26 protein-coding genes and 1 riboswitch are annotated in these 26,649 nt (G+C 34.4%); of the genes, 7 read left to right on the top strand and 19 right to left on the bottom strand.

The features are described 5' to 3' along the window. Positions 1 to 31 precede the first annotated feature (31 nt). From J4P91_RS17640 to phaZ, 3 genes are all read right to left on the bottom strand, one after another. A complete protein-coding gene (locus tag J4P91_RS17640; RefSeq protein ID WP_017151742.1) occupies positions 32 to 232 on the bottom strand; it encodes an NETI motif-containing protein in 201 nt (66 codons plus the stop codon). After that, positions 216 to 1,412, bottom strand: coding sequence for an MFS transporter (locus J4P91_RS17645; RefSeq protein WP_207995151.1), 1,197 nt, complete (start codon positions 1,410 to 1,412; stop codon positions 216 to 218). Before J4P91_RS17645 ends, J4P91_RS17640 begins: the two co-directional genes overlap by 17 nt. Before the next feature lie 280 nt (positions 1,413 to 1,692). Then, positions 1,693 to 2,595, bottom strand: a complete 903-nt coding sequence (phaZ, locus tag J4P91_RS17650) for an intracellular short-chain-length polyhydroxyalkanoate depolymerase (RefSeq protein ID WP_207995152.1) — start codon at positions 2,593 to 2,595, stop codon at positions 1,693 to 1,695. 190 nt (positions 2,596 to 2,785) lie between these two features. Between phaZ and J4P91_RS17655 the strand changes: the two genes are divergently transcribed. The 3 genes from J4P91_RS17655 (at position 2,786) to J4P91_RS17665 (ending at position 5,782) form a co-directional block, all read left to right on the top strand. Then, complete coding sequence (locus J4P91_RS17655) at positions 2,786 to 3,205, top strand: MarR family winged helix-turn-helix transcriptional regulator (protein WP_207995153.1); 420 nt, start codon at positions 2,786 to 2,788, stop codon at positions 3,203 to 3,205. Positions 3,206 to 3,219: 14 nt separating this feature from the next. Further along, the gene (locus tag J4P91_RS17660; protein ID WP_017151738.1) at positions 3,220 to 4,419 is read left to right on the top strand and encodes an MFS transporter; all 1,200 of its coding nucleotides are present in this window, start codon (positions 3,220 to 3,222) and stop codon (positions 4,417 to 4,419) included. Positions 4,420 to 4,519: 100 nt separating this feature from the next. Further along, positions 4,520 to 5,782 (top strand): serine hydrolase domain-containing protein, encoded by a 1,263-nt coding sequence (locus J4P91_RS17665; RefSeq protein WP_207995154.1) that lies wholly within the window; start codon positions 4,520 to 4,522, stop codon positions 5,780 to 5,782. A gap of 173 nt (positions 5,783 to 5,955) precedes the next feature. Here the strand turns inward: J4P91_RS17665 and J4P91_RS17670 are convergent, their stop codons facing one another. From J4P91_RS17670 to J4P91_RS17685, 4 genes are all read right to left on the bottom strand, one after another. Continuing rightward, positions 5,956 to 6,471: a DUF2269 family protein gene (locus tag J4P91_RS17670; protein WP_207995155.1), complete on the bottom strand. Its 516-nt coding sequence runs from the start codon at positions 6,469 to 6,471 to the stop codon at positions 5,956 to 5,958. A gap of 1,051 nt (positions 6,472 to 7,522) precedes the next feature. Then, entirely contained in the window at positions 7,523 to 7,888 is a 366-nt protein-coding gene (locus J4P91_RS17675) for a group-specific protein (protein ID WP_207995156.1), read from the bottom strand. Then, a complete protein-coding gene (locus J4P91_RS17680; protein ID WP_207995157.1) occupies positions 7,885 to 8,460 on the bottom strand; it encodes an NAD(P)H-dependent oxidoreductase in 576 nt (191 codons plus the stop codon). Before J4P91_RS17680 ends, J4P91_RS17675 begins: the two co-directional genes overlap by 4 nt. A gap of 286 nt (positions 8,461 to 8,746) precedes the next feature. After that, complete coding sequence (locus tag J4P91_RS17685; RefSeq protein ID WP_207995158.1) at positions 8,747 to 9,007, bottom strand: hypothetical protein; 261 nt, start codon at positions 9,005 to 9,007, stop codon at positions 8,747 to 8,749. Positions 9,008 to 9,107: 100 nt separating this feature from the next. After that, positions 9,108 to 9,206: riboswitch (SAM riboswitch) on the bottom strand. 131 nt (positions 9,207 to 9,337) lie between these two features. On the opposite strand from J4P91_RS17685, the gene J4P91_RS17690 reads away from it, so the two are divergent. Beyond that, positions 9,338 to 9,529, top strand: coding sequence for a hypothetical protein (locus J4P91_RS17690; protein ID WP_207995159.1), 192 nt, complete (start codon positions 9,338 to 9,340; stop codon positions 9,527 to 9,529). A gap of 46 nt (positions 9,530 to 9,575) precedes the next feature. Here J4P91_RS17690 and J4P91_RS17695 read toward each other — a convergent pair whose 3' ends face one another. The 8 genes from J4P91_RS17695 to J4P91_RS17730 form a co-directional block, all read right to left on the bottom strand. Then, positions 9,576 to 10,286: a YwiC-like family protein gene (locus J4P91_RS17695; protein ID WP_207995160.1), complete on the bottom strand. Its 711-nt coding sequence runs from the start codon at positions 10,284 to 10,286 to the stop codon at positions 9,576 to 9,578. Between the two features lie 214 nt (positions 10,287 to 10,500). Further along, positions 10,501 to 11,223, bottom strand: coding sequence for an ECF transporter S component (locus J4P91_RS17700; protein ID WP_207995161.1), 723 nt, complete (start codon positions 11,221 to 11,223; stop codon positions 10,501 to 10,503). Beyond that, positions 11,196 to 12,857 (bottom strand): ABC transporter ATP-binding protein, encoded by a 1,662-nt coding sequence (locus J4P91_RS17705; RefSeq protein WP_207995162.1) that lies wholly within the window; start codon positions 12,855 to 12,857, stop codon positions 11,196 to 11,198. Before J4P91_RS17705 ends, J4P91_RS17700 begins: the two co-directional genes overlap by 28 nt. Continuing rightward, the gene (locus tag J4P91_RS17710) at positions 12,836 to 13,708 is read right to left on the bottom strand and encodes an energy-coupling factor transporter transmembrane component T (RefSeq protein WP_207995163.1); all 873 of its coding nucleotides are present in this window, start codon (positions 13,706 to 13,708) and stop codon (positions 12,836 to 12,838) included. Before J4P91_RS17710 ends, J4P91_RS17705 begins: the two co-directional genes overlap by 22 nt. Before the next feature lie 22 nt (positions 13,709 to 13,730). After that, on the bottom strand, positions 13,731 to 14,597 hold the full coding sequence (locus J4P91_RS17715) for a DUF4430 domain-containing protein (protein ID WP_207995164.1): 867 nt from the start codon (positions 14,595 to 14,597) through the stop codon (positions 13,731 to 13,733). 55 nt (positions 14,598 to 14,652) lie between these two features. Further along, on the bottom strand, positions 14,653 to 16,563 hold the full coding sequence (locus J4P91_RS17720; protein WP_207995165.1) for a DUF4430 domain-containing protein: 1,911 nt from the start codon (positions 16,561 to 16,563) through the stop codon (positions 14,653 to 14,655). Between the two features lie 380 nt (positions 16,564 to 16,943). Then, positions 16,944 to 17,429 (bottom strand): ribonuclease E activity regulator RraA, encoded by a 486-nt coding sequence (gene rraA, locus J4P91_RS17725; protein ID WP_207995166.1) that lies wholly within the window; start codon positions 17,427 to 17,429, stop codon positions 16,944 to 16,946. A gap of 528 nt (positions 17,430 to 17,957) precedes the next feature. Then, a complete protein-coding gene (locus tag J4P91_RS17730; RefSeq protein ID WP_207995167.1) occupies positions 17,958 to 19,136 on the bottom strand; it encodes a macrolide family glycosyltransferase in 1,179 nt (392 codons plus the stop codon). A gap of 644 nt (positions 19,137 to 19,780) precedes the next feature. Here J4P91_RS17730 and J4P91_RS17735 point away from each other — a divergent pair. Next, positions 19,781 to 19,975, top strand: a complete 195-nt coding sequence (locus J4P91_RS17735; RefSeq protein WP_207995168.1) for a hypothetical protein — start codon at positions 19,781 to 19,783, stop codon at positions 19,973 to 19,975. A gap of 247 nt (positions 19,976 to 20,222) precedes the next feature. Continuing rightward, positions 20,223 to 21,137 (top strand): class I SAM-dependent methyltransferase, encoded by a 915-nt coding sequence (locus J4P91_RS17740; protein ID WP_207995169.1) that lies wholly within the window; start codon positions 20,223 to 20,225, stop codon positions 21,135 to 21,137. A 137-nt stretch (positions 21,138 to 21,274) separates the two neighbouring features. On the opposite strand, the gene ybaK is transcribed toward J4P91_RS17740, so the two are convergent. Further along, complete coding sequence (gene ybaK / locus J4P91_RS17745) at positions 21,275 to 21,748, bottom strand: Cys-tRNA(Pro) deacylase (RefSeq protein WP_207995170.1); 474 nt, start codon at positions 21,746 to 21,748, stop codon at positions 21,275 to 21,277. Between the two features lie 438 nt (positions 21,749 to 22,186). Between ybaK and J4P91_RS17750 the strand changes: the two genes are divergently transcribed. After that, a complete protein-coding gene (locus J4P91_RS17750) occupies positions 22,187 to 23,479 on the top strand; it encodes a histidine--tRNA ligase (protein WP_207995171.1) in 1,293 nt (430 codons plus the stop codon). Between the two features lie 100 nt (positions 23,480 to 23,579). Here J4P91_RS17750 and J4P91_RS17755 read toward each other — a convergent pair whose 3' ends face one another. The 3 genes from J4P91_RS17755 to J4P91_RS17765 form a co-directional block, all read right to left on the bottom strand. Further along, on the bottom strand, positions 23,580 to 24,539 hold the full coding sequence (locus J4P91_RS17755) for an aromatic ring-hydroxylating oxygenase subunit alpha (RefSeq protein ID WP_207995172.1): 960 nt from the start codon (positions 24,537 to 24,539) through the stop codon (positions 23,580 to 23,582). Between the two features lie 141 nt (positions 24,540 to 24,680). After that, the gene (locus J4P91_RS17760) at positions 24,681 to 25,373 is read right to left on the bottom strand and encodes a hypothetical protein (protein ID WP_207995173.1); all 693 of its coding nucleotides are present in this window, start codon (positions 25,371 to 25,373) and stop codon (positions 24,681 to 24,683) included. A gap of 374 nt (positions 25,374 to 25,747) precedes the next feature. After that, positions 25,748 to 26,506, bottom strand: a complete 759-nt coding sequence (locus J4P91_RS17765; RefSeq protein WP_207995174.1) for an SDR family oxidoreductase — start codon at positions 26,504 to 26,506, stop codon at positions 25,748 to 25,750. Positions 26,507 to 26,649: the final 143 nt, after the last annotated feature.

Below are 26,649 nucleotides of genomic sequence, written 5' to 3' on the forward strand. Positions count from 1 at the left end.
AAAAAAGAGGCCTTTCATAAGACCCCTCTCCTTACTTCAACTTTCCTTCAAAAACAATTCTTCTTCCGCACGGTTCTACAACTGTTTTTCCATCTTTCTTCACTTCATGAAAGATCGGCTCTTCCATGCGGCGAGAAGGTGCATATCCTTCTTGTTCCATACGTGCTAAGCAATCTGTAATTGTTTCGTTCTCTTGTACTTCAAATTTTTTCTTATTAGGTTGTTTTGTCATGTCCTAACCTACTTTCTATTTTTCTAGATGCTAGTTGACTTTTCATATATGTGATATATAGAAGCGCAATAATTGCCATTATTATCATAACCGCTATAAAAAAGCTTGTATACTGTATTTTTTCTATAAATATGCCTCCTAATACAGGCCCCAATATACTTCCTATACTAAAGGCAATTCCCGATAATATATTCCCAGCTGGTAGTAAGTGTCTTGGCAATAAATCCGTCATAAAGCCAAGTCCTAATGAGAAACATGAACCGATTACCATACCCGCTAAGAGCATGCATCCAAATACAATCCAATAATACCCGTCAAACATCGCAGCAAATAAGAAAATAATTGTACTGATGCTGAATGTCCACGTTAAAATGCGGTCTCTTCCATATTTATCACTTAATATACCAAGCGGGATTTGCGTAATGATTCCCCCGATTGCAAATGCAGGTAATAAGAAGGATACATCAGCGACAGACCATCCTTTGCGCAGTGCATATACTGGCAAATTACTATTCAGCATTGCTTCTAGCACACCGTATGCTAAAGGTCCAATAAGTGCAATCCATGCAAGAACAACTACTTGTTTGTAACGAGAAAGTGATGACTCATTATTCTTTCCTGTGTCATCTTGCTCTGGAAAAGCGTTTTTAGTTGGAAGTAATAGTAGCCATCCAATTAGACAAAGAACCGTAGATACAATAAATGGCGTTGCAAGGCCGTACTGAACAGTGCTAGCTAAGTATGGTCCTACAGCAAAACCAATACCAAAAAACACTCCATATATAGATACTTGCCTTCCTATTTTACTAGGGTCAGATGTCGTTGTAATCCACGTTTGCGTTCCGACATGTAACATATGATCTCCTACCCCAACTAGAAAGCGTAAAATAAACCATGCCCAAAATGAAAATGTTTGTGTAAAAAAGAATAATGAAATAATAACGAGAAATCCACCGATTACGATAATCGGTTTCATTCCAAACCGCTGCATCGGTTTCTCAAGCCACGGCGAAATAAATAAAATTCCAATATATAACGCAGTTGCATGAAGACCGTTAAAACTAGAACGAATCCCTTCTTGCTCAAAAATCATCGCGATAGCTGGCAACAGCATCCCTTGTGATAATCCAGAAATCGCAACAATTCCAACCATAATCCAAAATGTAAATCGTATTGACATCCTCTTTCCTCTCCCTTTACAAATTCACCAATTTTCATTATAAACTGTTTTTAAGAATGAGTGTGCAAATACCAACATAAAAAGGAGTCAGCAGGTTACCCTTCTAACTCCTTCGTCATCGCAAACATAAGACTTTACATACTTTAAATCAAAAAACTTTCATATAAAAAATTACATATCATACTTGCTATATCATGTACACGTGAAGAGGATTGTAAAGATTACGTATAGAGAAAATATACAAATACTATAGTGTGAAATTTTTCTCCTTAGGAAATCACTATTTATTTTCTAACCAATTTGTAACATGCTTTATAAATTCATCTAAGCAATCAATAAATGGCGAATGCCCACAATCCTCTAATATGACTAGTTCAGCATTCGGAAGATGTTTTGCTAATTCTTCTCCGACCACTTGCGGGACAACATAATCACGATCTCCTTGTACGACAAGAGTCGGTACCCTAAGACGATGAATATGCCCATTCCCTGGTACAACTCCATTATGTTCATCTGAAATATTAAATGTAATTAAAGCATAGTTTACATCGACAAAATTACGCTGTGTTAACATATCATCTAAATATTTTTCGTAGCGCTCTGGATCTGGTTTGTTATGTGTATAAATGAGTAAGTCCCAAACCGTTCGATAATAGAGCTTGTTCATATTTTTAATTGCATCTAGTACAGGAGCAATTTGAACTGGATCTTGTGCAATTTCTTCTTTTGTTTTTAATAAAGTGGATGCGATAGGTTGACCGTTTATATCTTTTTTGAAAATAGGATATCCTTTCATTCCAACTGATTCAACCAAAATCAAATTCTCTACAAATTCCGGATGAGAAGCTGCAAACTCCATCGCAACACCACCACCCATTGACCAACCCATCAATGAAAACTTTGTCAGTTGCAGTTCATCTATAAATAGCTTTACATCATCTGCAAAGTCTTGCAATGAATCTATTGGCTTATTGTATGTCGATTTCCCAAAACCCCTTAAATCAATGGCATAAATATGATATTCATCTTGTAATTTCTCAATGACTAAATCCCAATGCTGTGAAGATGTCATATTCCCGTGAATGAGTATAAGTATTTCTTTATTTCGCCTTCCAACTTCTTGGTATGCGATTGTTTCTCCATTTGATAACGAAACAAATTCCATTGTTGCAGGCTTAATCATCACATGTTCCCCCCATTCAACTATAATAGAAAGAAAATTCTAAACTTATTTTTAGAATACCATATGGAATGTATGTTCTCAATACAAAAATTATGCAAATTATTTACATAAAACAACATGTCTATCACTAGACAATTCTGGTGAAAAGGTATATAGTTAGCTAGGTAACTAATTTGAAAGGATCAAACAAATGGACGAAAAACAGCATTTTTTTCACATTGTCAGTCAAACTTCTCGAAAGTTTACTAAGAAATTTAATGAACGTGTATCACCAACAGGTTTATTTAGCGCACAATGGGCTGTCATTTTCCGAATCAATCAAACCGGACCTTGTACACAAACTGAGTTATGTCAGTATTTAAACGTTGAATCACCAACAATGACTCGCACATTAACACGTATGGAAACGATGGGATGGATTATTCGAACTGAGGGAAAAGATCGCCGTGAAAAGCTCATTTCCTTATCAGAAACAGCATTGGAAATGATTCCAGTATGGCAAGAAGAAGTTGATACTTTCGAAGAAAAAACGTTGCAGAATATTAATGAAGCCGATTTGCAACGAGCATTTCAAGTACTAAAAACGATTATTAAAAATTTAGATGATTAATTGGAGGGATGACGATGCAAAGTGAGAGACTTTGGACGAAGGACTTCCTTGGAACTTGTTTTAGTAGTCTGTTTCTCTTTTTAACGTTTTACATGCTTATGACCACCCTGCCCGTCTATGTAATAGAGGGCTTGAAAGGAAAACCCGAAGAAATTGGTTTAGTCGCAACAGTATTCCTTATTTCTTCTGTCCTATGCCGCCCGTTTACCGGAAAGTGGCTTGACGATTTAGGGAGAAAGAAAATCTTATTTATTTCTCTTTCATTATTTTTAGCTGCTACCGTAATGTATTTCGGTGCACAAAGTTTATTTTTATTACTTGCCCTGCGCTTCCTTCACGGGATTGGATTTGGAATGGCGACTACAGCAACAGGTACAATTGTCACAGATGTCGCACCACCTCATCGACGCGGTGAAGCACTTGCCTATTTTGGTGTATTTATGAGTCTGCCGATGGTAATCGGTCCTTTTTTAGGTTTAACAATTATTTCACACTTTTCATTTACGGTTCTGTTTATCGTTTGTTCTGTCTTTTCATTATTAGCATTTCTATTAGGTTTACTTGTAAATATTCCACATGAAAAGCCAGTAAGTAAACAAAAACGTGAACGAATGAAATGGAAAGATTTAATTGAACCTTCTTCGATTCCAATTGCTCTGACAGGCTTTGTTTTAGCATTTTCTTATAGTGGCATATTATCTTTCATTCCTATTTATGCAAAAGAAATTGGTTTAGGAGAGATTGCAAGTTACTTCTTTATCGTGTACGCACTCGTTGTTGTACTTTCTCGTCCATTTACAGGAAAGATATTTGACCGTTTCGGTGAAAATATACTTGTTTATCCTTCTATTATTGTGTTTACAATTGGAATGTTCATCTTAAGCCAAGCACAAACGTCATTTTGGTTCCTTGGTGCAGGTGTATTAATTGGTTTAGGCTACGGAACATTAATTCCAAGTTTCCAAACCATTGCTATTTCCGCGGCTCCAAACCATCGACGCGGCTCAGCAACAGCTACTTATTTTTCATTCTTTGATAGTGGCATTGGTTTTGGTTCTTTCATTTTAGGTATAGTCGCTGCCCAAACAAGCTATCATAATATGTATTTTATCGCTGCTATTATCGTTGCATTTACATTACTTATTTATTACGGCTTACATGGTAGAAAGCAAAAATTCAAAAAGCAACGTACAGATGGAAAAATATCAGCTTAACGTTAATAAGGAAAGTAAACTTCTCTGTTTACTTTCCTTATTTTGTCTTTCTAACAAAACGAGCGTATACTTATTGTAGAAATAATAAGGAGGTATATATATGAATTTTAAAAAGTCCCCCCTTTTATTGCTTATACTTACACTATTATTTGTCGTAACAGGACTTGGATTTGTACTTTTCAAACAAAATAAGGTCTCTCCTTCTAAAGAGAACGTGACAAAGGAAAATTGGTTACAAGACCCCTATTTACGTTGGTCATACACACATATGAAGGAACTAGCGTTAACAAGTGAAGTGAAAAATAATCCTGAACAAGTAGCAACATTCCCTACTGCACTACAAAACTTAGATGATTTCTCTGTTAAAAAGGAAAATGGAGAAAATGTTCCTTTAAAGAAACTGCTGGATGAAAATAAAACAGATGCATTTGTCATTGTACATAACGGAAAACTTGTTTACGAGCATTATTTCAATGGATATAAACAAAATGAGCCACACGGGATGGCCTCTTTGGCTAAAGTATTTACTGGTGCGCTTGTGCAATCATTAGCTGAAGAAGGACGCATCGATGTAAATAAGACTGCTAAAACATACATCAAAGAATTACGAAATACGCCATTCGGGAAAGCAATGATTCAACAATTAATGGACATGCAAATTTCTGCTGAATACCCGACACACGGGTATATGCAGCGAGGATTAGAAAATCAAGATGCTCAGTTATATTTAGCTAGTAATATGCTTCCTCGTAGTAAAAACTATGATGGCCCTATGAAAATTTATGATATGTTACGAGAGGCAAAAGAAACTGCACCGCCTGGAACTGAGTTTTCTTATAATAACGGCTCATCCGAAACACTCGGCTGGATTATACGGACAGTAACCGGTAAATCATTAGCCGAAAATGTAAGCGAACGAATTTGGTCCAAAATAGGTATGGAAGAAAATGCTTATTATATTACTGATGAAACAGGAGTTGAACAAGCGAGCGCCGGTTTAAACGCCACTGCAAGAGATATGGCTAAGTTTGGTCAATTGATTTTAAATAACGGTCGTTACAATGGCGCACAAGTTCTTCCTTCCTCTATTTCAGAAAGTATAAAAAACATACAAGAAAATGAGCTACCAATCGGGCCAGGTGCATCTATTTCTTATCATAATCAATGGTGGATTCCCCACAATGAACAAGGTGCCTTTGAAGTGTTAGGAAGCTATGGGCAATGCCTCTATATAGATCCAAAAGCAAATATGGTGATTGTACATTTTTCCTCAGATGCTGAACCAAGTAGCGATGTTCATGCAACTTATTCAAATATGTATGTACAAATTGCAAAACATTTAGAAAAGCTTTCACAGAAGTGAAAGCTTTTCTTCATTTTTATTTGAATCGAAATCATGTAAAATAGTTCGTTTTTTATGATTTGGTTTTACTTTAGAGTACAAAATTCCACTATGTATTAATTAGATAATAAAATCACGAAAAGCATGGTTATGTTTAACCATGCTTTTCGTGTTTCGATTTACAAAACTACATATTAACTTTCCTGTTTCAATTGAAGTTTTTTCTTTCTCCAAGGTTTTAAATAGGAAATAATAAATATGAAAATAGTAACAACAACTTGAAAATAGACTGCATATTGTCTGATCGCATGATTTTGAATGAAAACCGGATTACTTAAAGCTAATTCTTTTTGCGTTTCCAATAATTCCATATTGGCTACCATCAATTTGTCTATTACAAAAATTCCAACAAACGTTTGGATCATATAAAGAACAAATTTCACCCCAACCCATCTATACTTAAAAAACCCCCAATTGGTGAAAAATCCGTATGTAAAACCGATTAGTAAAGTTCCAATTGCTCCCCATCTAACAACATTATCACTAATTACGATAAGTGTTTTATAACTGAGATAGGACTCGTTATATTTTGTCATATCAAGATGAAGATTTAGCGCCAATGAACTCAAAATTCCCCCAAAGAATAATACTACTAGAAAAACATGAATAATTTTGAGCCACCTCATGCCATTAGGTCCTATTTTTCTCATTCTCTATACCTCCAAACTACTCTATTGCTTTTTAGAAAAATATTTCTATACGTTAATACCAACAGATGTCGTCACTGTATTAGCACTATTCATTATAATAAGAGCAAAATCATTTTATAATGTGCCACAGTCTTAATTGTCCCTACTTCTATGGTCTTATTTTTAAAATGGTAATTATCTTTATATCAAATCCTTTATAAAAAAGATAACAGACGTAAAAACTGTTACCTTTTATCTCATACAGATTATTTCTCTTCATGTATTTGTTAAGCTTTACAATGAAGTTGAAGTTTCTACTTTGAATTCGAATCCAATGGTTTTAAATCTTATCAAAGCTGTCGTACACTGACAAAATTGTAAGATCCGATTAGTTTAAATTCTAAGTAAATAACAAATTTTTCTTTTAAAATAGATTTTATTAAAAGGCTCTATTAAAGTTCAATGTTGATATTAGGCGTAAAAATAGAACTTCCAATTTAATGAAAGTTCTATTTTTAATTATTTGCTTATTAAACTAACGCCCCGTTACTTTAAGTGTAAATCTTCACAAACTTATTCATCGCAATATATAACTGTTGTTAAATAACGATATCACTGTAATAAAGCATAAAAAAAACATCTAAAACTTTAATATGGAGTACACCTTTAAGTCCTTATGTTCCCCTTTAACATACATTTAAAATTGTTTTATAATCATTCGCTGTTCCTTTTCTATTTTTCATAAAAATGCTCCTTTTTCTTCTTTATCACCCTTCTTTCGTTTACTTATTTTATGATTTTTTCCGTATAGCTCCAACCCATATATGATTTTATATTTTCACTCTTCTCCATCTTCATTAACTTTTTTACACCCTATCTAAATAAAAAAATGACTAAACAACTAAAAAACTTCCTATATATCGTTTGTCAGAAGTAGAGTGTTCTTAGAAGAAAAATGAAATAATATTATTATTTCTACACAATCTCAACAAAAACGAAAAGGCCTCTTATTTTCCTCCACTTATCTGAAAACGATATAACTTAGTTTTATACTAGCTTTTTTACATAATAACTATGGCAGTAATTCATTGTTTTCTATACATCTTATTACATCTCCCCATTCCTCATAGGAAAGATTTAATCTTCTATATGTAAATAACGTCGTACAAACAGTTTCAATTATCGCTGGATTATTTCGCAAAAAATCCCACCTTAACACTCTCGGTACATCATACTTTTTGTACTCTTTGCTTTCCTTGATGATCCCATCAACTTCTCGTTCACAAATTCCCCTTACTAAATAATCTGCTCTTAATTCTTGGTATACCTTTTTAAACGATTCATTATGATGTTTCAATTGAAGTAAACAAACGATATACGTACGAAACAAATCATCATTCCGATTACAGCATCTCAATATATTTTCTACTTCACTCATAATTTTTTAGCCTTTTCTTGTATTTCTAAAAGCCACTTTTCACGTTTTGTTTCCTTACTTGTTTTTACAGACTGAAAGGCAGAACGTTTTATTTGGCGTATACCACAAAATCCTAAAATACCCTTTTTCATAATCACCCAATCTGCAGAGCGATATAAGAGTGCCACGTACCATAACGGTGAATCTAAAGTATTAATAACCCATGCCGTTTTCCCTATAAGCAATCCTTTCGGCATTACACCTTCATATCTATATGCAAACCCCGCAGCAAAAACACAATCGATAAAACCTTTTAAAATGGCAGGCATTCCCCACCACCAAATTGGATAAATAAAAATTAAAAAATCTGCTTCCTTGATTAATGTTCTGTATTTCTCTGTCTCTTCTTCATACGCTAAATCACGTCTTCTCTTATCCTCATTAAAAACAAGTACTGGGTTAAATTGTTCCTTATGTAAATCAAGTAATATAACCGAATGATTTGTTTCTTGAAGTCCTCTTTGCACATGTTCTAAAATGGATGCATTGAAACTAGATGGATTAGGATGTGCATATATGATGAGTATGTTCACCTTTTAACAACCCCTTTCCTTAAATTCCCTTTTGACTTCCGAAAGGTTGCGTGATATTCTAATACATGTCAAGTGGCAAGCCCATTTGACAAACCAACTGACACCTACTCGGCGAAGGTGTCTCTTTTCGTTTCTAGCCGAATGAAATGCCTCTTTCAGGGCATATTCAACTTTTGACACTACACACTCAACACCATTCCCTTGTATCAGGCTGCTTCTGCAGTCTTTTACTCTACATACATTTTAAATTTTCAGATATATTATAACATAAAAAAGAGAGACTAAACTAGCTCCCTTTTCTCGCCTTATAATATACCCCTTTTTCAGCATAGTGGTATTCATCATTAGCTAAAGTAATTTTCCCATCCAGTTTCAGTTCGTCTAATAACCTTGATAAATAAAATTGGTGTAACATTTTTTTCGTGAATTTTCCTTCATGATGCGAAACGATATGTTCTTGAATATCTAATAATGATATGGGTTTATCTTGCTCTATCATATATTCATATACTGCATTACGCAGCTTTACGTATTTTTCAAGTGTCACAGTACAATTGCAACCCCTTTCTTCTTATTCTGTTGTTTTTAGAATCGGTTTTTTTACAATAAAAAAACCTCTTCGATAAGAAGAAGTTACATATATCTTCGTCTTATCTCCCAGAACAAATATGTTCTGCTGGAATTAGCACCTGCATCGCGGTTGCTGGGTTTCATCGGGCCAGTCCCTCCACCTCTCTGGATAAGAAAATATTCACTTTATATCTTACTATAGCTACTTCTATTGTAATTGTCAAACAATATAAAATAACCGCAATGAGTAATATTTTCTTTTCTAACGCCCATACTAAAATTGTATGTAGAAAAGGAGGAAAATATGATGAATAAAAATGCTCGTGGATATGTTCAAGATTCTTATCATTCTTTGCATGAAGCAAAACAATCTTTAGAAAATGCATTGCAAACAGTCGAAAAAAGCGGTAATCGAGAACGAATCGAAAAATCTCTCCAGGCTGTAGAACATGCTTTACAAACATGTGATCATACGGTTCATATTTTAGAACAAAAATAGATACTTCCCATCTCTTTACTGGATGGGAAGTATCTCAAATGGCATACTACAACAGTATTGCCGTTACAATTAAAAAATATACAGAATTAACGATTTCTAAAACCCCAACTTTTAATATAGATATCTTTTTACCATACAAGACGATTGCACGAACTAGGCTTGGTATAAACACAAGGGAAAGCCATGGATTTACCACTAAAGAGGCAATGATTAAGAGAATATGATAGCCCCATGAAACATAACGGTAAGTAGGGTTATTCTTTTCACGTATCATTGTTTTCACATAAAATGTACTGCCTAAAAAGTATAGAAAAGAAATACCTGCAATTCCAAAAGCTATTTCATCAACTGTTTTCATCGAAAAATAATAACTAATCAAACCACCTATGCAAAAAATGAGTATTGCACAAATATCATTTACTAAAGCTCGCTCCTTTTTTTGACGGGCGAAATATATATTCACCATAAAGAGCGGAATCATAATAGCTGCGAAGAAAAGAATTCTCCATTCGTATAGTAAAGATAGTATCCCGAAAACACATGCAATCATAAAATAAGTAATTGCGGAATGTAAAAATTCTTTCTTTCGTGTTTGCTTCATGTACATTAAAAATGGATACGTTGCTAAATAGATACATAACCAAGCGATAAAGAGCGGAATATGATATAAAGTAGATTTACCAAGTAGAACACTAAGTATAAATGGAATCAGCAGCATCCCCCATGCACCGTGCTGCTTTGGAACAACTAGCTTCATGAATATGGCATCTCCTCTTTGAAATTTTTTCTCATTTACTATTATATAAAAAATCTCATATAAAAATCGAAACATATTAAATCAATTTCTTGACACTTTCCATATTATAATCTGTATAAAAAATGCTCCTCACCAATGGTAAGAAGCATGAAAGAGGCAAACGAATATGTAAGTCGCGACCCTACTTTATATTCTTATGCTTTGCAATATTTGCTTATGCTTTGTTTGCTTGAGATACTAACTCTTTATCCCCATCTAAAATTCCGTATTTCTTTTTAAACCTCGTAATGATTCTAATCCAGGATGAACTAAATAAAACAAGAAAGATTACATTTGAAAGTGCATGAGCTAAATCAAAGTAAAAACTTGCAGCGTAGTATGCAATAAAGTCTTTCCATGTTAATCCTTCTAAAAAGCCAAGTATCCCCCACAAATTCATAATCCAGCCAAAAACAAAGCCTGCTATGAATCCATAAATAACCCTACCCCATAACTTTCTCATTATAAATGTATTTCTCAGTAAACCAGCTATAAAACCTATCATACCCCACGAAAACATTTGCCAAGGTGTCCAAGGCCCTTGTCCTAAAAATATATTAGATACAAGTGCTGCCGTTGCCCCAATTATAAAGCCTGTCTCACTTCCAAAAACAATTGCAGATACAATAATAACAAAGGAAGTTGGTTGTACACTTGGCATAATTGAAAATGGTACACGACTAACTGCTGCTATTGCTGCTAAAACAGCTACAATGACTATTTCACGTGAAACAAATGTTTTCCTCTCAAATCGTATGTAAAAAGGTAACATAATAATACATAATAGAAATAAACTATACCAAATATAATATTCATCTGTTACAAAAGAAGTAAACAAAAGTGTACTTATTACAATAATGAAAATAAGCGTTATGATAGCAAAATATCGTTTGGACACGCTTTGTACACATCCTCCCACGTTAATGCATAAGGTAATTGCTTGCGAATAAAACGATTAATAGATGTTGTATAAAAGAAATTATCACTAAAGAATTTCTTTGGCATATCATCCATAATTACTTTCCCATCAAATAACATCATACAATGATCCACATATTTAGCTGCAAATTCAATATCATGTGTTGCCATCACAATTGTTGTTCCTTCCTTTTGTAACTCTTGAAACAGCCCACCTAATCTTTCTTTTTTCTCTGGATCCAAGCCTTTTGTCGGTTCGTCTAGTAATAATAGACTTGGCTTCGATAACAAGGCTGTGCACAGTGCAATTAACTGTTGTTCTCCCCCGCTACAATCATGCGGGTGACGATCGCGAATAGCATGAAGCCAAAATCGTTTTAACATATCTTCTGCAATTTCTTTCCCTTTAACACCATATAATTCATTTGCTCTTTCAAAAACTTCATCCCACACCGTCTCAAATGTAAAATGATAATACGGATGTTGTGATACAAATCCGATTTTTTTAAATCGTTCCTTTGAATTACTTTTATGAATCTCCGTTCCGTCCAACCGTACTTTTCCTCTTCTAGGTTTATTTAATCCTGCTAAGATCGTTAAAAGTGTTGATTTTCCAGTACCATTTTTCCCAACAAGCGCAGTCCACTTCCCTTGTTCAATTGATAAGGTTAAGTCCCGTAAAATAAAAGGGCTATTTTTTTCATATTGAAATGATATATGTTTTGCTTGTAAAATCACTTCTTTTTTTTCTGTTTGCGATATAACTGGCACTTCATGTTCGATAGATACGTTGGAATGAATTTGTGTTTGTGCTTCCCTTACTGTAAAGGGTATTTGCTCTACATTCCATTCTAAAAACAACCTTGGAATTTGAGGGATAAATGGTCGGAATTCTTCTAATGCCCACATTTTCGATATGACATGTTGCGGGATTCCATCATAAATAATTTCCCCAGCATTCATAAACACAACGCGAGTTGCTAGTGGAATTACCTCGTCTAAACGATGTTCGCTCATTATAATTGTAATCCCGAGTTCTTCGTTAATTCGTTTCAATAACCCTAAAAAATCTTTTGCTGCAATTGGATCAAGCTGTGCTGTCGGTTCATCAAGCAGTAACAATTTTGGTTGCAAAACAAGAACCGCTGCTAAATTAACAAGTTGTTTTTGTCCTCCGGATAATGTATGAACAGATTGGTGTAACAAATCTTGAAAACCTAAAAAACTAATGAATTCAGCAATTCTCTTTTGAATTATATTGGTCTCTAGACCAACATTTTCAAGAGAAAATGCCAATTCTTGAATGACCGTATCCATAACAAGTTGATTTTCTGGATTTTGAAACACCATTCCCACCTCTTGTGCTGACAATAAATCTGGCATCTCCAGTACAGAAGTCCCGTTATAATACACATTACCTGTACGCCCTCCAATTGGAAGTAACTCTTTCTTGAAATGTTTCAAAAGTGTTGTCTTACCACATCCTGAACGGCCGGCGAGCACAATAAATTCACCTTGAGAAACCGCTAAGGAAACGCCCGTTAATGCTTGTACTTTTTCATCAGCATACGTAAATGTTAAGTCCTTTATTTCTACATGCGCCACCATAACCATTCCCTCCCTTCCATTATGATTGGTAAACTAATAAACAGTATAAATAAAATAAATAGTATTCCATCATATTGCTGAAATGCAACTGATTCCACTCTTGGATAGATTGATAGTTTGCCAGCACCGTAATAATTGAGTACAAAACAGCTTAGTAATACAAACACTAAACACGCAAGTATATACCAATCTTGTCTCCCCATGCGATACTGAATATATGTACTACGCTTTGTCACTCCAAACCCACGCGCTTGCATGGAATCTGCAGTTTGTAATGCGTCTTCTAAAGAACAAACAAGTAACACCTGCAAAAGTTTCATTCCATTTTTGATTCTCCCTATGAATGAGCCTGAATCTAGTTGAACACCTTTTGTTTTTTGAACAAGAGTAATTTGCCTTAAACGCCGGGTAAATAAAGGAACAAAACGGACTGTGATCATTGTCAATAGCGCAACTTTCGGTGAAATCCGTGAAAATAAATACAAAAATTTATGGCTTGAAATCACATCATTGTAGGAAGTAAATGTGAACATAATAGCAAGTAACAACAATCCCATTATTAGTCCATACATGCACGCTTCTAATGTAATTCGATTATCCCCTAGACGAAATAATGTAGTCGCGCCCCTATGCGTTAGCAAAGGATTTAACACAATAACCATTACAAAGAAAATAAACGTGCTTGGTAACATTGTTCTTATTTTCTCACCATTTCCTTGCATGATGTTTAACAACACGATCATAATAATCGCACCAATTAAAAAAAGAGGGTGAAGACACACCATACATAGTATCATCACCCCAATATAATAGAAAAAATTCACAAAAGGATGTAAAGAAGAAAAGATAATTTTCATAACCTTTACCTAAAGCCCTTTCCTAATTTAACACATATACCCATTCGATTTTATCGCCTGGTTTTACTTTATATCCACCGGCACTACGATTTGGAAAAGCACCATTTACACGGTATTTCCATCCGCTTTTTGGTCCTTTGTCAAATTCATATAAGTCATTTATCCCTTTTACATATTTACTATTTCCCGATCCAGTTGAATCAACATCTAAACCTGTACTTGTTAATATATCAAAAACTGTATCTCCATCTTTTACATCGACTTTCTTCGCACTAGATAAATACCCTTGATCTCCACGTACAGAAATGGTAACTTGCTGAGCCTGTGGTGTTGGCTCTGGCTTCACCTCTGGTTTTGGTTCTGGTTCTGGTTCTGGTGTTGGCTTTGGTTCTGGTTTTAGCTCTTGCTTCGCTTCTGATTGTGGTTGTACTTCCACCTTAGGAGACGACTCTTTCGGCTGTTCCTGCTTTGGTGTTTCTTTCGGCTGATTAATTACTTTAGCTTCTTCTTTTACTTCTTCTTTTACTTCTGGTTTTGCTTCTGGCGCTTTCGTTTGCTCAGCGTTTTCTTGCTGCGCTTTTGGTTGTTCTTGCTGTTTTTGCTCAGCAACTGGTTCTTGCTCTTTTTTCTCTTCTTTCTTTATTTCAGGTTGTTCTTGCTGTTTTTGTTCCTGATTATCCTTTTGCTGCTCTTCTTGTTGATTTTTCTCGACTGATTCTTGCGGCTCTTCCTGTTTACTTTCGTCTTTCTTCTCTTCTTGTTTCAGTTCCTCTTTTTGTTCTGTTTGATTTGAAATTGCTTTTTGTTCAGGTTTTAACTCATTTTGACTACATCCAACAAGCAATCCAAATGAAAGGACAAATGAGAGTAACCATTTCATCATACTCATGCTTTTCTCACCCTTCTTAATAAAATTAGGAGCAAATCATTGCTCCTAATTTTTGTTAAGCTGCTTTTCGTCTCCATAAAACATATGCAGCAGCGATACATAATACGCCCATTCCTACTGGCATAGCAGTATCCCAAGCTGACGCTCCTGTTTTCGGTAACCAGCGATTTATCGCAGTTTTTTCATTATTTACTGTGTTGTCTTTTGTAACAACACGATAGTTCTCATCATTTGTTTGTTTCTCTTGTTTTTGAATCACTTCTTGCTCTTCAATTACTTTTTTCTCATCCACTACAGGTTCCTTCGGCTCTTCAACTGAGTTTTTATCGCCTTCAGTTGATGAATTTGTCCAATCATATATAGAACCTTTACCATTTACAAATGCTTTATATTGAACAAGTGCTAGAAATGCTTGTTCAGTAGCCATACTACTACCCTCTTCGTCACTTGGCAACCATTTAAATTCACCATTTGCAAGTTGGTATGATATTAAATTGTAAACTGCGTTTACATTATTTTTAGTGAATGCTTCACTAGTTGGATCAATTCCTGTAATGGCAAGTCCAATAATCGCTTGCGCAACACTGTTAGAATTTTCTTGGCCGTCAGCTTCAAACCCGCCAGTGTTCAATTGTTTATTTGATAAATATTGTACTGCTTTGTCTACAGCTTGTTTTACCTCTGGTTGTTTTTGATACGGTGCTAATGCCGATAAAATCATACCTGTTACATCAATATTACTAGCTTCTTCCTTACTACTTTCAACATTATATGTCCAGCCACCATCTGTATGCTGTGCATTTAAAATCTCTTTTACTAAAGCAGCGCGGTCCCACTTTGCTCCAGCTGGTACTTCATATTTTTTTGTATCAAGTGCAAGTAAAGCGAATGTATAACCAGTAACAGAATTTAACTTTTCAGATTGATACAATTTTTGAACTAAATTCGTTCCTGCAACATTCGTTGGATTCCCATTTACCGCTGATACCGCTAAAACAGTTCTTGCTACATCTGTAGCGCTAAATCGTTCCACACGTTTTTCTACTTTTTGCGTTAAAGATTGTAAATAACTAATCTTTGTTTCTACTGGAATATTATTTCCTGAACGAGCAAGTGCAATTGCTACCCAATCACTATCAATTCCATCTTCCATCATCTTTTGTGATGTTTTAGCAATCGCTTGATCTAATTGCTTCATTAGTAATTCATTTTTGATTGGTTCTTTCAACTCATTAGGCTTTTGTTCTTCTGGTTTTTGTTCCTCAGGCTTTTGTTCTTCTGGTTTTTGCTCCTCAGGCTTTTGTTCCTCAGGTTTTTGCTCTTCTGGTTTTTGTTCCTCTGGTTTTTGTTCTTCTGGTTTTTGCTCCTCAGGCTTTTGTTCTTCTGGTTTTTGCTCCTCAGGTTTTTGTTCCTCAGGCTTTTGACCATCTGGCTTTTGTTCTTCTGGTTTTTGTTCCTCAGGTTTTTGACCATCTGGCTTTTGTTCTTCTGGTTTTGTTGCACCTGGATCTTTTTCACAAGTTCCAATCTTATCGAGTACTTGTTGCAACTTTTCTGTACTCATATTGTTCCAATCTTCAACAAAACGAAATGCAACAACATCTTCAGATTCTAATTTATAACTATCTGCCCCTACCATGGCAGCTTTATCATTTACATCATATGTCCAGCCACTTGTCTCACCAGCCATTAAACCGTCAATACCTTTAACATAGATACCATATTTCGTATTCTCAGCTGTTACTTTAGTCCCCATTACTTTTTGTAACAAACTATAGGCTGTTTCTCCATCTTCAATAGGCACTTCTTTCGGACATAGAATAACTCCTTTTTGCGATTCCCCAATGATCGCAAGTGTTGCTGTTTTTCCTTCAGCAAACGTAATATGTACAGTATTTGTGAATGAAACAAACACTAATGTAACTGCCATTATCGACGTAAGCAGCCATTTTTTCATCATCGCCATCCTTGGTTATTCCTCCCTTTGCTTACATATACATAAAAAAAGGCCCTTTAAGGGCGTGCAATAGCACTCTACCGTGAGTGCTAAACAAAATGCACACCACCTCCTATCCGCATAGGTAGCGGGTGTATTTGTATAGGAAAGATAATGTAGCTTATGAATGTATTTTTGTGATAACATTCACTTTTAGCGGCGAACCCACTTAACTTCCACTAATTCCCTTTTAAAGTTATCGTATAAACGACATACCTATACATTCATCAAATTATAAATTTCTGTATTATTTTACTATTGACACGAGATTTTGTCTATGCTTTCTCTGATTTATTTTCTATGAATAATAGTCTATTACATTAATTTATAAAGCTTCTATTATATAGATACTACAGGCTACTATGAATTGGTCGCTCGCATACAATAACACCATCTTCATCTGCATACACAAATTGATTCGGTATCCACCTGATTTCTCCAAAATGCAATGAAATTCCCTTCTCTCCTTTTCCTTCCTTTATACTTCTCTTTGGCACGGTACCTAATGCTAAAATACCAATATTTACATTTCGCAGTTCCCTAGAATCACGAACATATCCATGCACAATAATTCCGGCTATATTTCGCTCATTTGCTATATTTGCCAAGTTATCTCCAAGTAACGCACAATTTGTAGAAGCATCTCCATCAACTACTAACACAGTTCCCTCTGGTAAGGTTTGCAGCGCTTCCTTTACTAATACATTATCATCTTTCACTTTAACCGTTGCAATCTTCCCATGAAATTGTTCTTTCCTTCCGTATGATTGAAAAATAGGCCTACATACTTGTACTTCTCCTTCAAAAGCATCACAAAGATCTGTCGTTCTCCACATCTTTCTCCCTCACTTCTTTTTTCGATATATATTATATATTCCTGTCGTTTTATTTTTTACCTGTCTTATATTGCAAAATTTTGTATGCTAATTAATAAGAAATACATATAAGAGAGTCTAATGTATGAGCAGCAAAACGAACACTTATCACCTACTTGATAAGTATAAAACTCCATATACTAATGAGGTTGTTCAAGTAGTTATTTTTAGTTATCTTCTATAGTAAACTTGTTAGCACTTTTTTGCATTTCTTCTATTATATGAATCTTTACAAACACATCATACTTAGCCGCTAACTGCTCTATATTTTGTAATTGTGAAAAAATAAAAAAAGCATTCCAACACTGCCAATTGTAATTAGAATTGTGAAGGCTTCAGATATGCAAATTGAAGAGATATTCGGACAGAAGAAAACCCTGCTGATTAATTACTAGCAGGGTTAAGTGTATGTAAGGTATCTTACATCATCAAGTTTCCTTAAATAGATCTATGTTTCAACGATTTTTTCTACATACTCGGCTAAAGATATTATTTTTTCACAACGGAATCAATGACCCTAATAACTTCTTCTGGTCCACCACATGCTAGGAAGCTATCATTGATTTTTTGTATCCCTTCTTTATATTTTTTGTTAAAAAGAACTTCTTTTACGGCATCTTTTAAAGAGCAAACATTAATATTGTCCTTCGATAATCTATAGCCGGCGCTAAGCTCTGTTAATCGCTGTGCCACCATAGGCTGATCTTTGTCATGAGGTAGAACAACTAAAGGTACATTGTAGTGAATCGCTTCATTAACACTGTTCATCCCACCGTGCGTAATAAAAACGTCTGCTTGGCTTAATACCTCTAATTGAGGTACATATGAAGAAATAATAAAGTTTTCTGGAGCTTGCTTAATTTTAGTGAAATCAGTTTTCTCTCCAACTGCTATCACAACTTTTCCTTCAAAATCAGAAAAAGCATCAATACAAGTATTGAAAAATTGTTCTACTTGATCTAGAACTGTTCCCATAGAAATATAAAGAACCTTTTTTCCCTTTAATACTTCAAGAGGAAAGTGCTCTGTTGTCTTCCTTTGTGGAAAACTTGGACCGATAAAAATATTATTCTCCTCAAAAAGGGCACTGTTAGGTTGAAAATACCGGCTGGTATATACAATATTTACAGCACCTGTATTATTCATAAATTGAAGCATATTTTTTGGCGAAACACCGAACTTCTCTTTTATTTGATATAGTAACTTTTCAACCTTTTCATCAGGTTGCAATGGCGCTGGCGAATCCGGACTGAAAGGCATTTTCTTTAGAAAGTCTTCCGGCATTAAAAATGATGCTGATGAAGAGATACCCGGAATATTTAAGTAATCCCTTACCAATTCCCCTGCACCGAATTTATCATAAATAATTAAATCAAAATTCATCGTTTCTGATAAATGCTTAGTGATTTCTAGAATGTCGAGCGAAGTTTGAATATGAATGTTCAAAAACGCATTTAAGCCAGAAGAAGTAGAAGTATTTATTGATACTTTTCTAAGTAAATCAGAATGGAGATGGACTATTGCTCCAACTCCTTCAAGTCTTTCCATAAACTTTTCAGTGGTAATGTAGTGCACATTATCTCCTCGTTCAACAAATGCTTTTACAATGCCAAGAGTAGGATTCACATGTCCCTCCGCAGGAAAGTTAACCATTAATATGTTCAACATCAGCTATTCACTCCTTACATTCTCATATGGTGTTCTTGTCGTTTAACAGCTTTTATTTTACAATATTCTGTTAACACCATCCTCATTTTAACTGTACCTTTAAAATTTTTCCTCATACAAAAGACTAAGAATCCTTACAACTTTAGAATGATTTACAAAAATAAAACCCTGCTTGTTATTGAAGTGTCCCCTGAAAATAAAACATATACTAAAACAACTAAACGACCTGTTCTCTTTATATTTTAAGGGAGAGGTAGATTAATTTTTCTATATTAGCCATCCCTCTTCTGTATAATATTTCAAATTCTGTACATACTATATAAAGGCTGGTGAACAGCTTTAATTCAATTTTGTAGTACCTACAATCTTTTCTCCCTTTCCCTGGGGCTGAGCAGTTAGCTTTTGCTAGCTGCTCTTTTGTATTGCATTTGTTCACATAAGGGCTAATACATAACCAACTCCATAAAATTTTAATATTGTATGAATGAATACACCTTTAATATAATCGGACTTTTTTTACGGACAGTTATCCCCCACGAATCTCCCTCCCTTCTCTCTGAATCTTGAGATAGAGGTTTTACTGCCCGCAAATAGCGGGATAAAATATATAATTGCCAAATAATTTATTTTAGGAGTTGTTTTGCATGCCAAAAAGACCTTTATTCTTCACTGTTCCTCCTAATTCAAAAGTTAAAGTTTCATTTTTTTCACGTTACAACAAAGAAATTACAAATATATCTTTCATTAATCAATTACTTAAACCAGAACGCCGGACTCTCACTGAATATCCAGACTATACAAGATATTCAACTGAAGTACAATCCTTATCAGATTGTTAATGGTACAAGTTACTATACAATTACTCTAGGCGACTTGGACTTTATTTCATTCATAATGAGATTTCCCTTTAAATGTTTATATTGATTTTAGACATCTAAAGAAAGAATGCAATAAAAAACCCCTTTAAACTTGACAAATAAATTTATTTGTGCTATGATTTACTTTTATTTAATCAAGCTGTCTAATAGGATTCTCCTGGCCAGGGGAATCCTATTTTTTTGTTCTAAAATGAAGGAGTGTGTTTGTATGAAGAAAGGTGAGTCAAGTGTAACTTCGCTAATATCAGCTTTTGGCAGATCCTATCATAGTCAATTTGATACCCCTAAAATCTTTAATGATTATATAGCTAAAGACATAATTTCAGAAAAAGAATTCAATGACATCAAAGAGAATATGGTTCAAGGCATACATTTCTTCAACAAAGATATCGCACAAAAATTCAAGGGAAATACAGAAGAAATATTAAAATGGATTACACAAGTCCAACTTTCTCCAACACCCTTGGCACGTGCTGCGTATTGTGAACAAGTATTACTTAATGAAATTATGTTAGGGTTAAAACAATTCGTCATACTTGGTGCCGGATTAGATACTTTTAGTTTTCGACATCCAGAATTTGAAAACAGCTTAGAAATATTTGAAATTGATTACCCTGCTACACAGGAATTTAAAAAGAAAAGATTAGATGAGGCTCATTTTAAAATTCCAAGTAACCTTCATTTTGTTTCTATGGACTTCACCAAAACGTTTTCCTATCAAAATCTAATAGATAAAGGATTTGATAACAAAAAAACGTTCTTTAGCCTTTTAGGTGTTTCTTATTATTTAACGAAAAGGGAAATTTCAAGCTTAATAGATGATTTATTTACTAAGGTACCGGCAGGTAGTTCCATCGTTTTTGATTATGCAGACGAAAAACTCTTTGAAGAGAAGGGAATCTCTAATAGAGTTGAAAACATGGTGAAAATGGCTTCAGCAAGCGGAGAGCCTATGAAGTCGTGTTTTTCTTATTATGAAATTGAGAGTATGTTAGAAAAATCAGGTTTACTCATTTATGAACATTTATCACCAGCTGCTATTCATGAGTGTTATTTTGCCGATCGAAAAGACTACCTATCTGCCTTTGAAACCATTCATTACATTCATGCTGTAAAAAAATAAAACTGTAGCTGAACATCATAGAAATACTCCGTTAGATACAATGAATGATTTGCATTGATATTGAATAAAAGAACAATAGAATGAGAAAAAAGAGCCAAATGGCTCTTTTTTCTCATTCTCATCTTTAAAATAATATACTAATCCACTACAATATCCTGTACTTCAAAGCGAATGATTTTTTTCAAATCTTCTAATCCCATCTCAACTTGATACCCTATCTTACCTGCACTAAATATGATTGCTTCAAAATCAGTGGCACTTTCATCAATGACAGTTTGAAAAGATTTTTTCATTCCAATCGGCGAACAACCACCATGAATATAACCCGTAAGCGAGAGTAAATCTTTTGATTTCAGCATACTTACCGATTTTTCGCGAACGCTAGAAGCTGCTTTTTTCAAATCTAATTCTTTATTTACAGGTACAACAAAAACATAATTCTGCCCTGATTTCGCTGTGGTTACTAATGTTTTAAATACTTGATTGGGAGATTGTCCTAATACCAAAGCAACATCGATTCCACTAATAGCATCCGTATCCACATAGCTATAATGTTTATAGTTGATTTTTTTCTTATCTAACAACCGCATTACATTCGTTTTGTATTCCATTGTGATAAATCCTCCTGCAATAAATTTATATGTACTGTTTCATATAGGAATTGAGACGATAACGTTAAAAATATAATTTCAAATACATAAATATTTTATCTTACTTTGGTATTTTTTCTCAAGTGTTGACAAACCTATCCTATCACTCACACTATTTATTTACGTTCAGATACATCCGATAATCTTATTTTATTTTCAAAAAACATTGATATTTCAAAAATAATTTGTTATAATTTTGAAAAAAATTAAGGAGAGATCATTCATGTTTAATTATAATACTTCTTTCCAACTTCATCATCATACATAATGCCGTGTATCCGAAGAAATTTTTCTTCGTGGGTACAGGGCTTTTCCTGTTACCCGCGAAGCGTTCATAAAGCTATGTGGGTATTTTTATACCTACATAGCTTTTTTTAATTTAAAATAGGAGTGATTCAAATGGATGTAAGAAATGTAAAAGGAACAAGAGATTATTTGCCTAAGGAACAGTTGTTACGGAATAAGATTAAACGAGCTTGTGAAGAGACTTTTGTACGATATGGCTGTAAGCCGCTTGAAACACCTACTTTAAATCGGTATGAACTGATGGCCTACAAATATGGGGGCGGTGCTGAAATTTTAAAAGAAATGTATACACTACGCGATCAAGGAAATCGTGAACTCGCACTCCGGTATGATTTAACAATCCCATTTGCAAAAGTAGTAGCAATGAACCCGGATATCAGGCTCCCTTTTAAACGATATGAAATCGGAAAAGTCTTTCGTGACGGACCGATAAAACAAGGAAGGTTCCGTGAATTTATTCAATGTGACGTTGATATAGTTGGCGTAGAATCTGTTATTGCTGAAGCTGAATTAATGGCTATGGCCTTTGATCTTTTCAAAACTTTAAATTTAGCTGTTACCATTCAATATAATAATCGTAAGTTATTAACAGGTATCCTTAAATCAATTGAAATTCCAGATGAACAGACAAACGATGTCATTTTATCATTAGATAAACTTGAAAAGATTGGGATTGATGGCGTACGAAAGGATTTACAAAATCGTGGAATAGTAAATAACACTGTAGAAATCGTATGTAACACAGTTGAATCTTGTATGACATTAGAACTTGATGAATTTAAACAAACTTTTTTAAATTCACTTGTTACAGATGGAATCGACGAACTACAACAATTACAGCAATATTTACTCGCTCTTGGCGTCCAAAATAATACTATTTTCAATCCATTCCTAGCAAGAGGACTTACGATGTATACAGGCACAGTCTATGAAATCTTTTTAGCAGATGGAAGTATTACGTCTAGTATTGGTAGCGGTGGACGTTATGATAATATAATTGGAGCTTTTCGTGGCGATAATATTGCATACCCAACAGTAGGAATTTCCTTTGGTTTAGATGTTATTTATGCAGCTCTTGAGCGAAAAGAAACGGAATCTCCTTCTGTCGATATTTTTATTATTCCTATTAACACCGAAGTGGAGTGTTTACGAATTACACAACGATTACGTTCTAACAGCAATCTCAAAGTTGAATTAGAACTTACCGGGCGTAAATTAAAACGTGCTCTTAATTATGCTAACAAGGAAAACATTCCATATGTGCTTATTATTGGTGAAAATGAAATAAAAACAGAAACGATCGTTTTACGGGATATGAAGAAAAGTACTGAAAAAAACATTCCTCTATCTTGTATTGAAAATGGAACTTTAAAAAACTATTTATAAAAAAGTGGCCCACTAAAAGGTGGGCCACTTTTTTAAACATAATCTTTTAGCTATAATTACAAATTGAGTTTACATAACAAATTTATAGTATACTATTTTCTTAATCTAAATAACATTTTCGTTCTTCACCCATCAAAAATTGAAACCATCTCTGCCTAAACTTAATTTGCGCTGCATCTGCGTATACATGCGCCTCCATTTTCAAAGCTTCTGGAATTGGTCTTGGGTGCTGACTTTCTACTACCACTTGATCTTCTTGAAGAACTTTCAAACTATACCGGCTAAAAATTGTATGTAGAAACGGAATTTTTTTCGCAAAATTTCTACCTGCTAATCCGAAAATTATTGTTTCTTCTTCATCTACCGGTGTAAAAGTAACAAAATTAATAAACTTTTTGCTTATCCCCTCTAACGGCTTTAACAACCATTGCTGAGGAAACTTATAACATAAATAGGCCTCACCATTTTTAAAGGAAAATGCATCTAAATCACCTTCAATTTGCAGTTCTTCTAACTCAGGGTTTGAGCCTTTCCCAATTGTATTCTTATGAACAAAGCTTAAATGTACAACATCTAGTACACTTTCTACAACTCTTGTAAAGTGAGCATTCCAATTTGTTTTATATGGCGAAAATACAAAACTAGTATCTTCAACTTCGTCAAATAGTTCCAATACCGGTAATTCCTCATCACTTTCCTGGTAGTCTGGATACACCCAAATTAGTCCAGCTTTTTCAATTACAGGATAAGACTTCGTATGTGCAAATTTCGGTATCGGTTTCGAAGGCTGCGATGGAATGCATACACAAGTACCTCCTCCATCAAACTCCCATCCATGATATACACATGTTACTCTCCCTTTTCGAATTGAACCAAGAGATAAATCCGCCCCGCGATGCGGACAATACGCATGTATTGCTTGAATTTTATGATTCTCATTACGAAATAAAACGAATTCTTTTCCTACTATCCTTCTCTTTATCGGCTGACTCGTAACATCTTTTGAAAAACAGACAGCATACCAGGTACACGGGAATATACGATTTATATTTTCATTCATATGTACCTCCCCCATCACTCTAAAGCTAGTATTTTTACATTATGTGTACTTTTTATAGTATGAAAATTTCTACTTTAATAGAAGGCACAAATAAAAGAAGAAACCTTTATTGTTTCTCCTTTTCACTATACGTAATTTCATTTAAGAAAGTTTATTTAAAAGCTGATTCAAATCTTGCTTTGTTTTCGTCGTTAATGACTTTATTCGTTTCACATCTATTTTTTCTTTTTCAGCCGCAACAATTAACGGATACATACTTTGTCCAATCGTTTTATAGTCAGTTGGATGAGTTGCTTCTAACTCTTTTTCGATGACATCCCACTTTTCGTTTATTTGCTTCCCTAATTTATTCACTGTATCTAACTTAGGGTTTGCAGCTAATTGTTTATCCAAACTGTCAATAAGTTGCGCAACTGCTTTCACATTCGTTTTCACAGCCGCGCTTTTATTTGTATCTTTCGTTGAAGTTTTTCCATTAGTAGATTGTTCTGTCGTTTTTGTATGCGTCTCTTTTTCGGAATTTTTTCCACTTGTCGTTTGCTCGTTAGTTTTGGCATTTGAAGTTTGATTCGTTGTTTTCTCATTACTCTCAGTTCCAGACGTTTCTTTGGAATTCTTTTGATCTTTCTCTGTTTTTTCATTAGAAGATGTGTTTGTTTCTTTCTCACCGTTTTTCGTTGCAGATGTTTCATCAGCATTCGTTGTTTTTGCTTCTTCTTGTGCGTTCGTTTGTTCCTTTTTCACTTGATCTTTTTCTGTGGAGGTACTACAAGCTGTAATGGAGAGCATTGTCCCAATTGCTAGCGATGCAATTGTTATCTTTTTCATTTTCATAAAAAGCCTCCTATATTTACAATTTTATCCTCCTTCTTACGATTCTATTTATCCATACAAATCCCTTTTTGTTCTATCCATCATCTTTCCGACAGAAATCTTCATATTTATACGACAACTAATCATGAATCTAATTTTAAAATCCGAGTTTTTTCTACTCTTTATAATATGCTTTATACGAAACTCTCTCCAATAAAAATAGGAGAATATATTGACCTATAAGGGTTATTTTAAAGATTACATATTTCTTTAAAATAATCTTTTCACTATCAGAAGTCCCCATTTTCTGACAATATATTTATTTTACACAGAAAATATTTGCCAATTCATATTATTTCTCAACCTATTTGTTTACATAATAAAATTATAAACTATTAATAAAACCCACCATTCGAATGAATGACTTGTCCCGTCACCCATTTTGCTTCTTCACTTACTAAAAATGTTATTAGACGTGCTACATCCACAGGCTCTCCTATTCTTCCTGCTGGAAATCTGGTCACTAAATACCCCTTAATTTCCTCTGTCATCCACCCTGTATTGGTTGGTCCCGGATCAACAGCATTTACAGTAATTCCTTTTTTCATTGCAACTGGTGCTACTGAAGTAGTAAAAGCTTCAATTGCTCCTTTCGTTGCTATATAAGCAAGTTCATTTGGCATTGGACCTAGCGATTGCCCAGATGTAAGATTTACAATACTTCCACTTGTTTCAAGCGAATAATGATTAATAAAGAGTGTACTTAATAACATCGTAGCACGCATATTTACCGTATAATGCTTATCTAGTTGCTCTACATCAAGTTCTTCAACAGTTGTATCAGTGGAATATGCAGCATTGTTAATAAGAATAGACGGCTCTCCTAATCGTTCTGATACCATATATAATAACCGATTTGGTGCATACGATTGCGATAAGTTCACCTCAGCCATTTCACAGCGTACGCCATAATTTTCAATTTGTCTTTTCAATAAAAATGGTTCTTCATCATTCATACTCCATGGCATTGCCTTATCATACCTAGGCCAGTACGTGAAAAAAATATCGATGCCTTTTTGAGCAAGCGCCTTACAAATCGCTGCCCCAATTCCATTCAAACGTGTTGCTCCTGTAACAATTGCTATTTTCGTCACTCGTTTCTCCCCCTATTTTACAAAGTGGAATAGACCTTCTAATAAAGTGAAACTTTAATCAGTGGGGGGGGTTCTTCATCCCCCACTGATTATTAGTTGAACCAATCGGGCTTTTACAGGCAGTTTATCTCCCACCTAACTTC

Origin of the sequence: Bacillus sp. XF8, from assembly GCF_017498755.1 — a bacterium.
Classification (GTDB): Bacteria; Bacillota; Bacilli; order Bacillales; family Bacillaceae_G; genus Bacillus_A; species Bacillus_A bingmayongensis.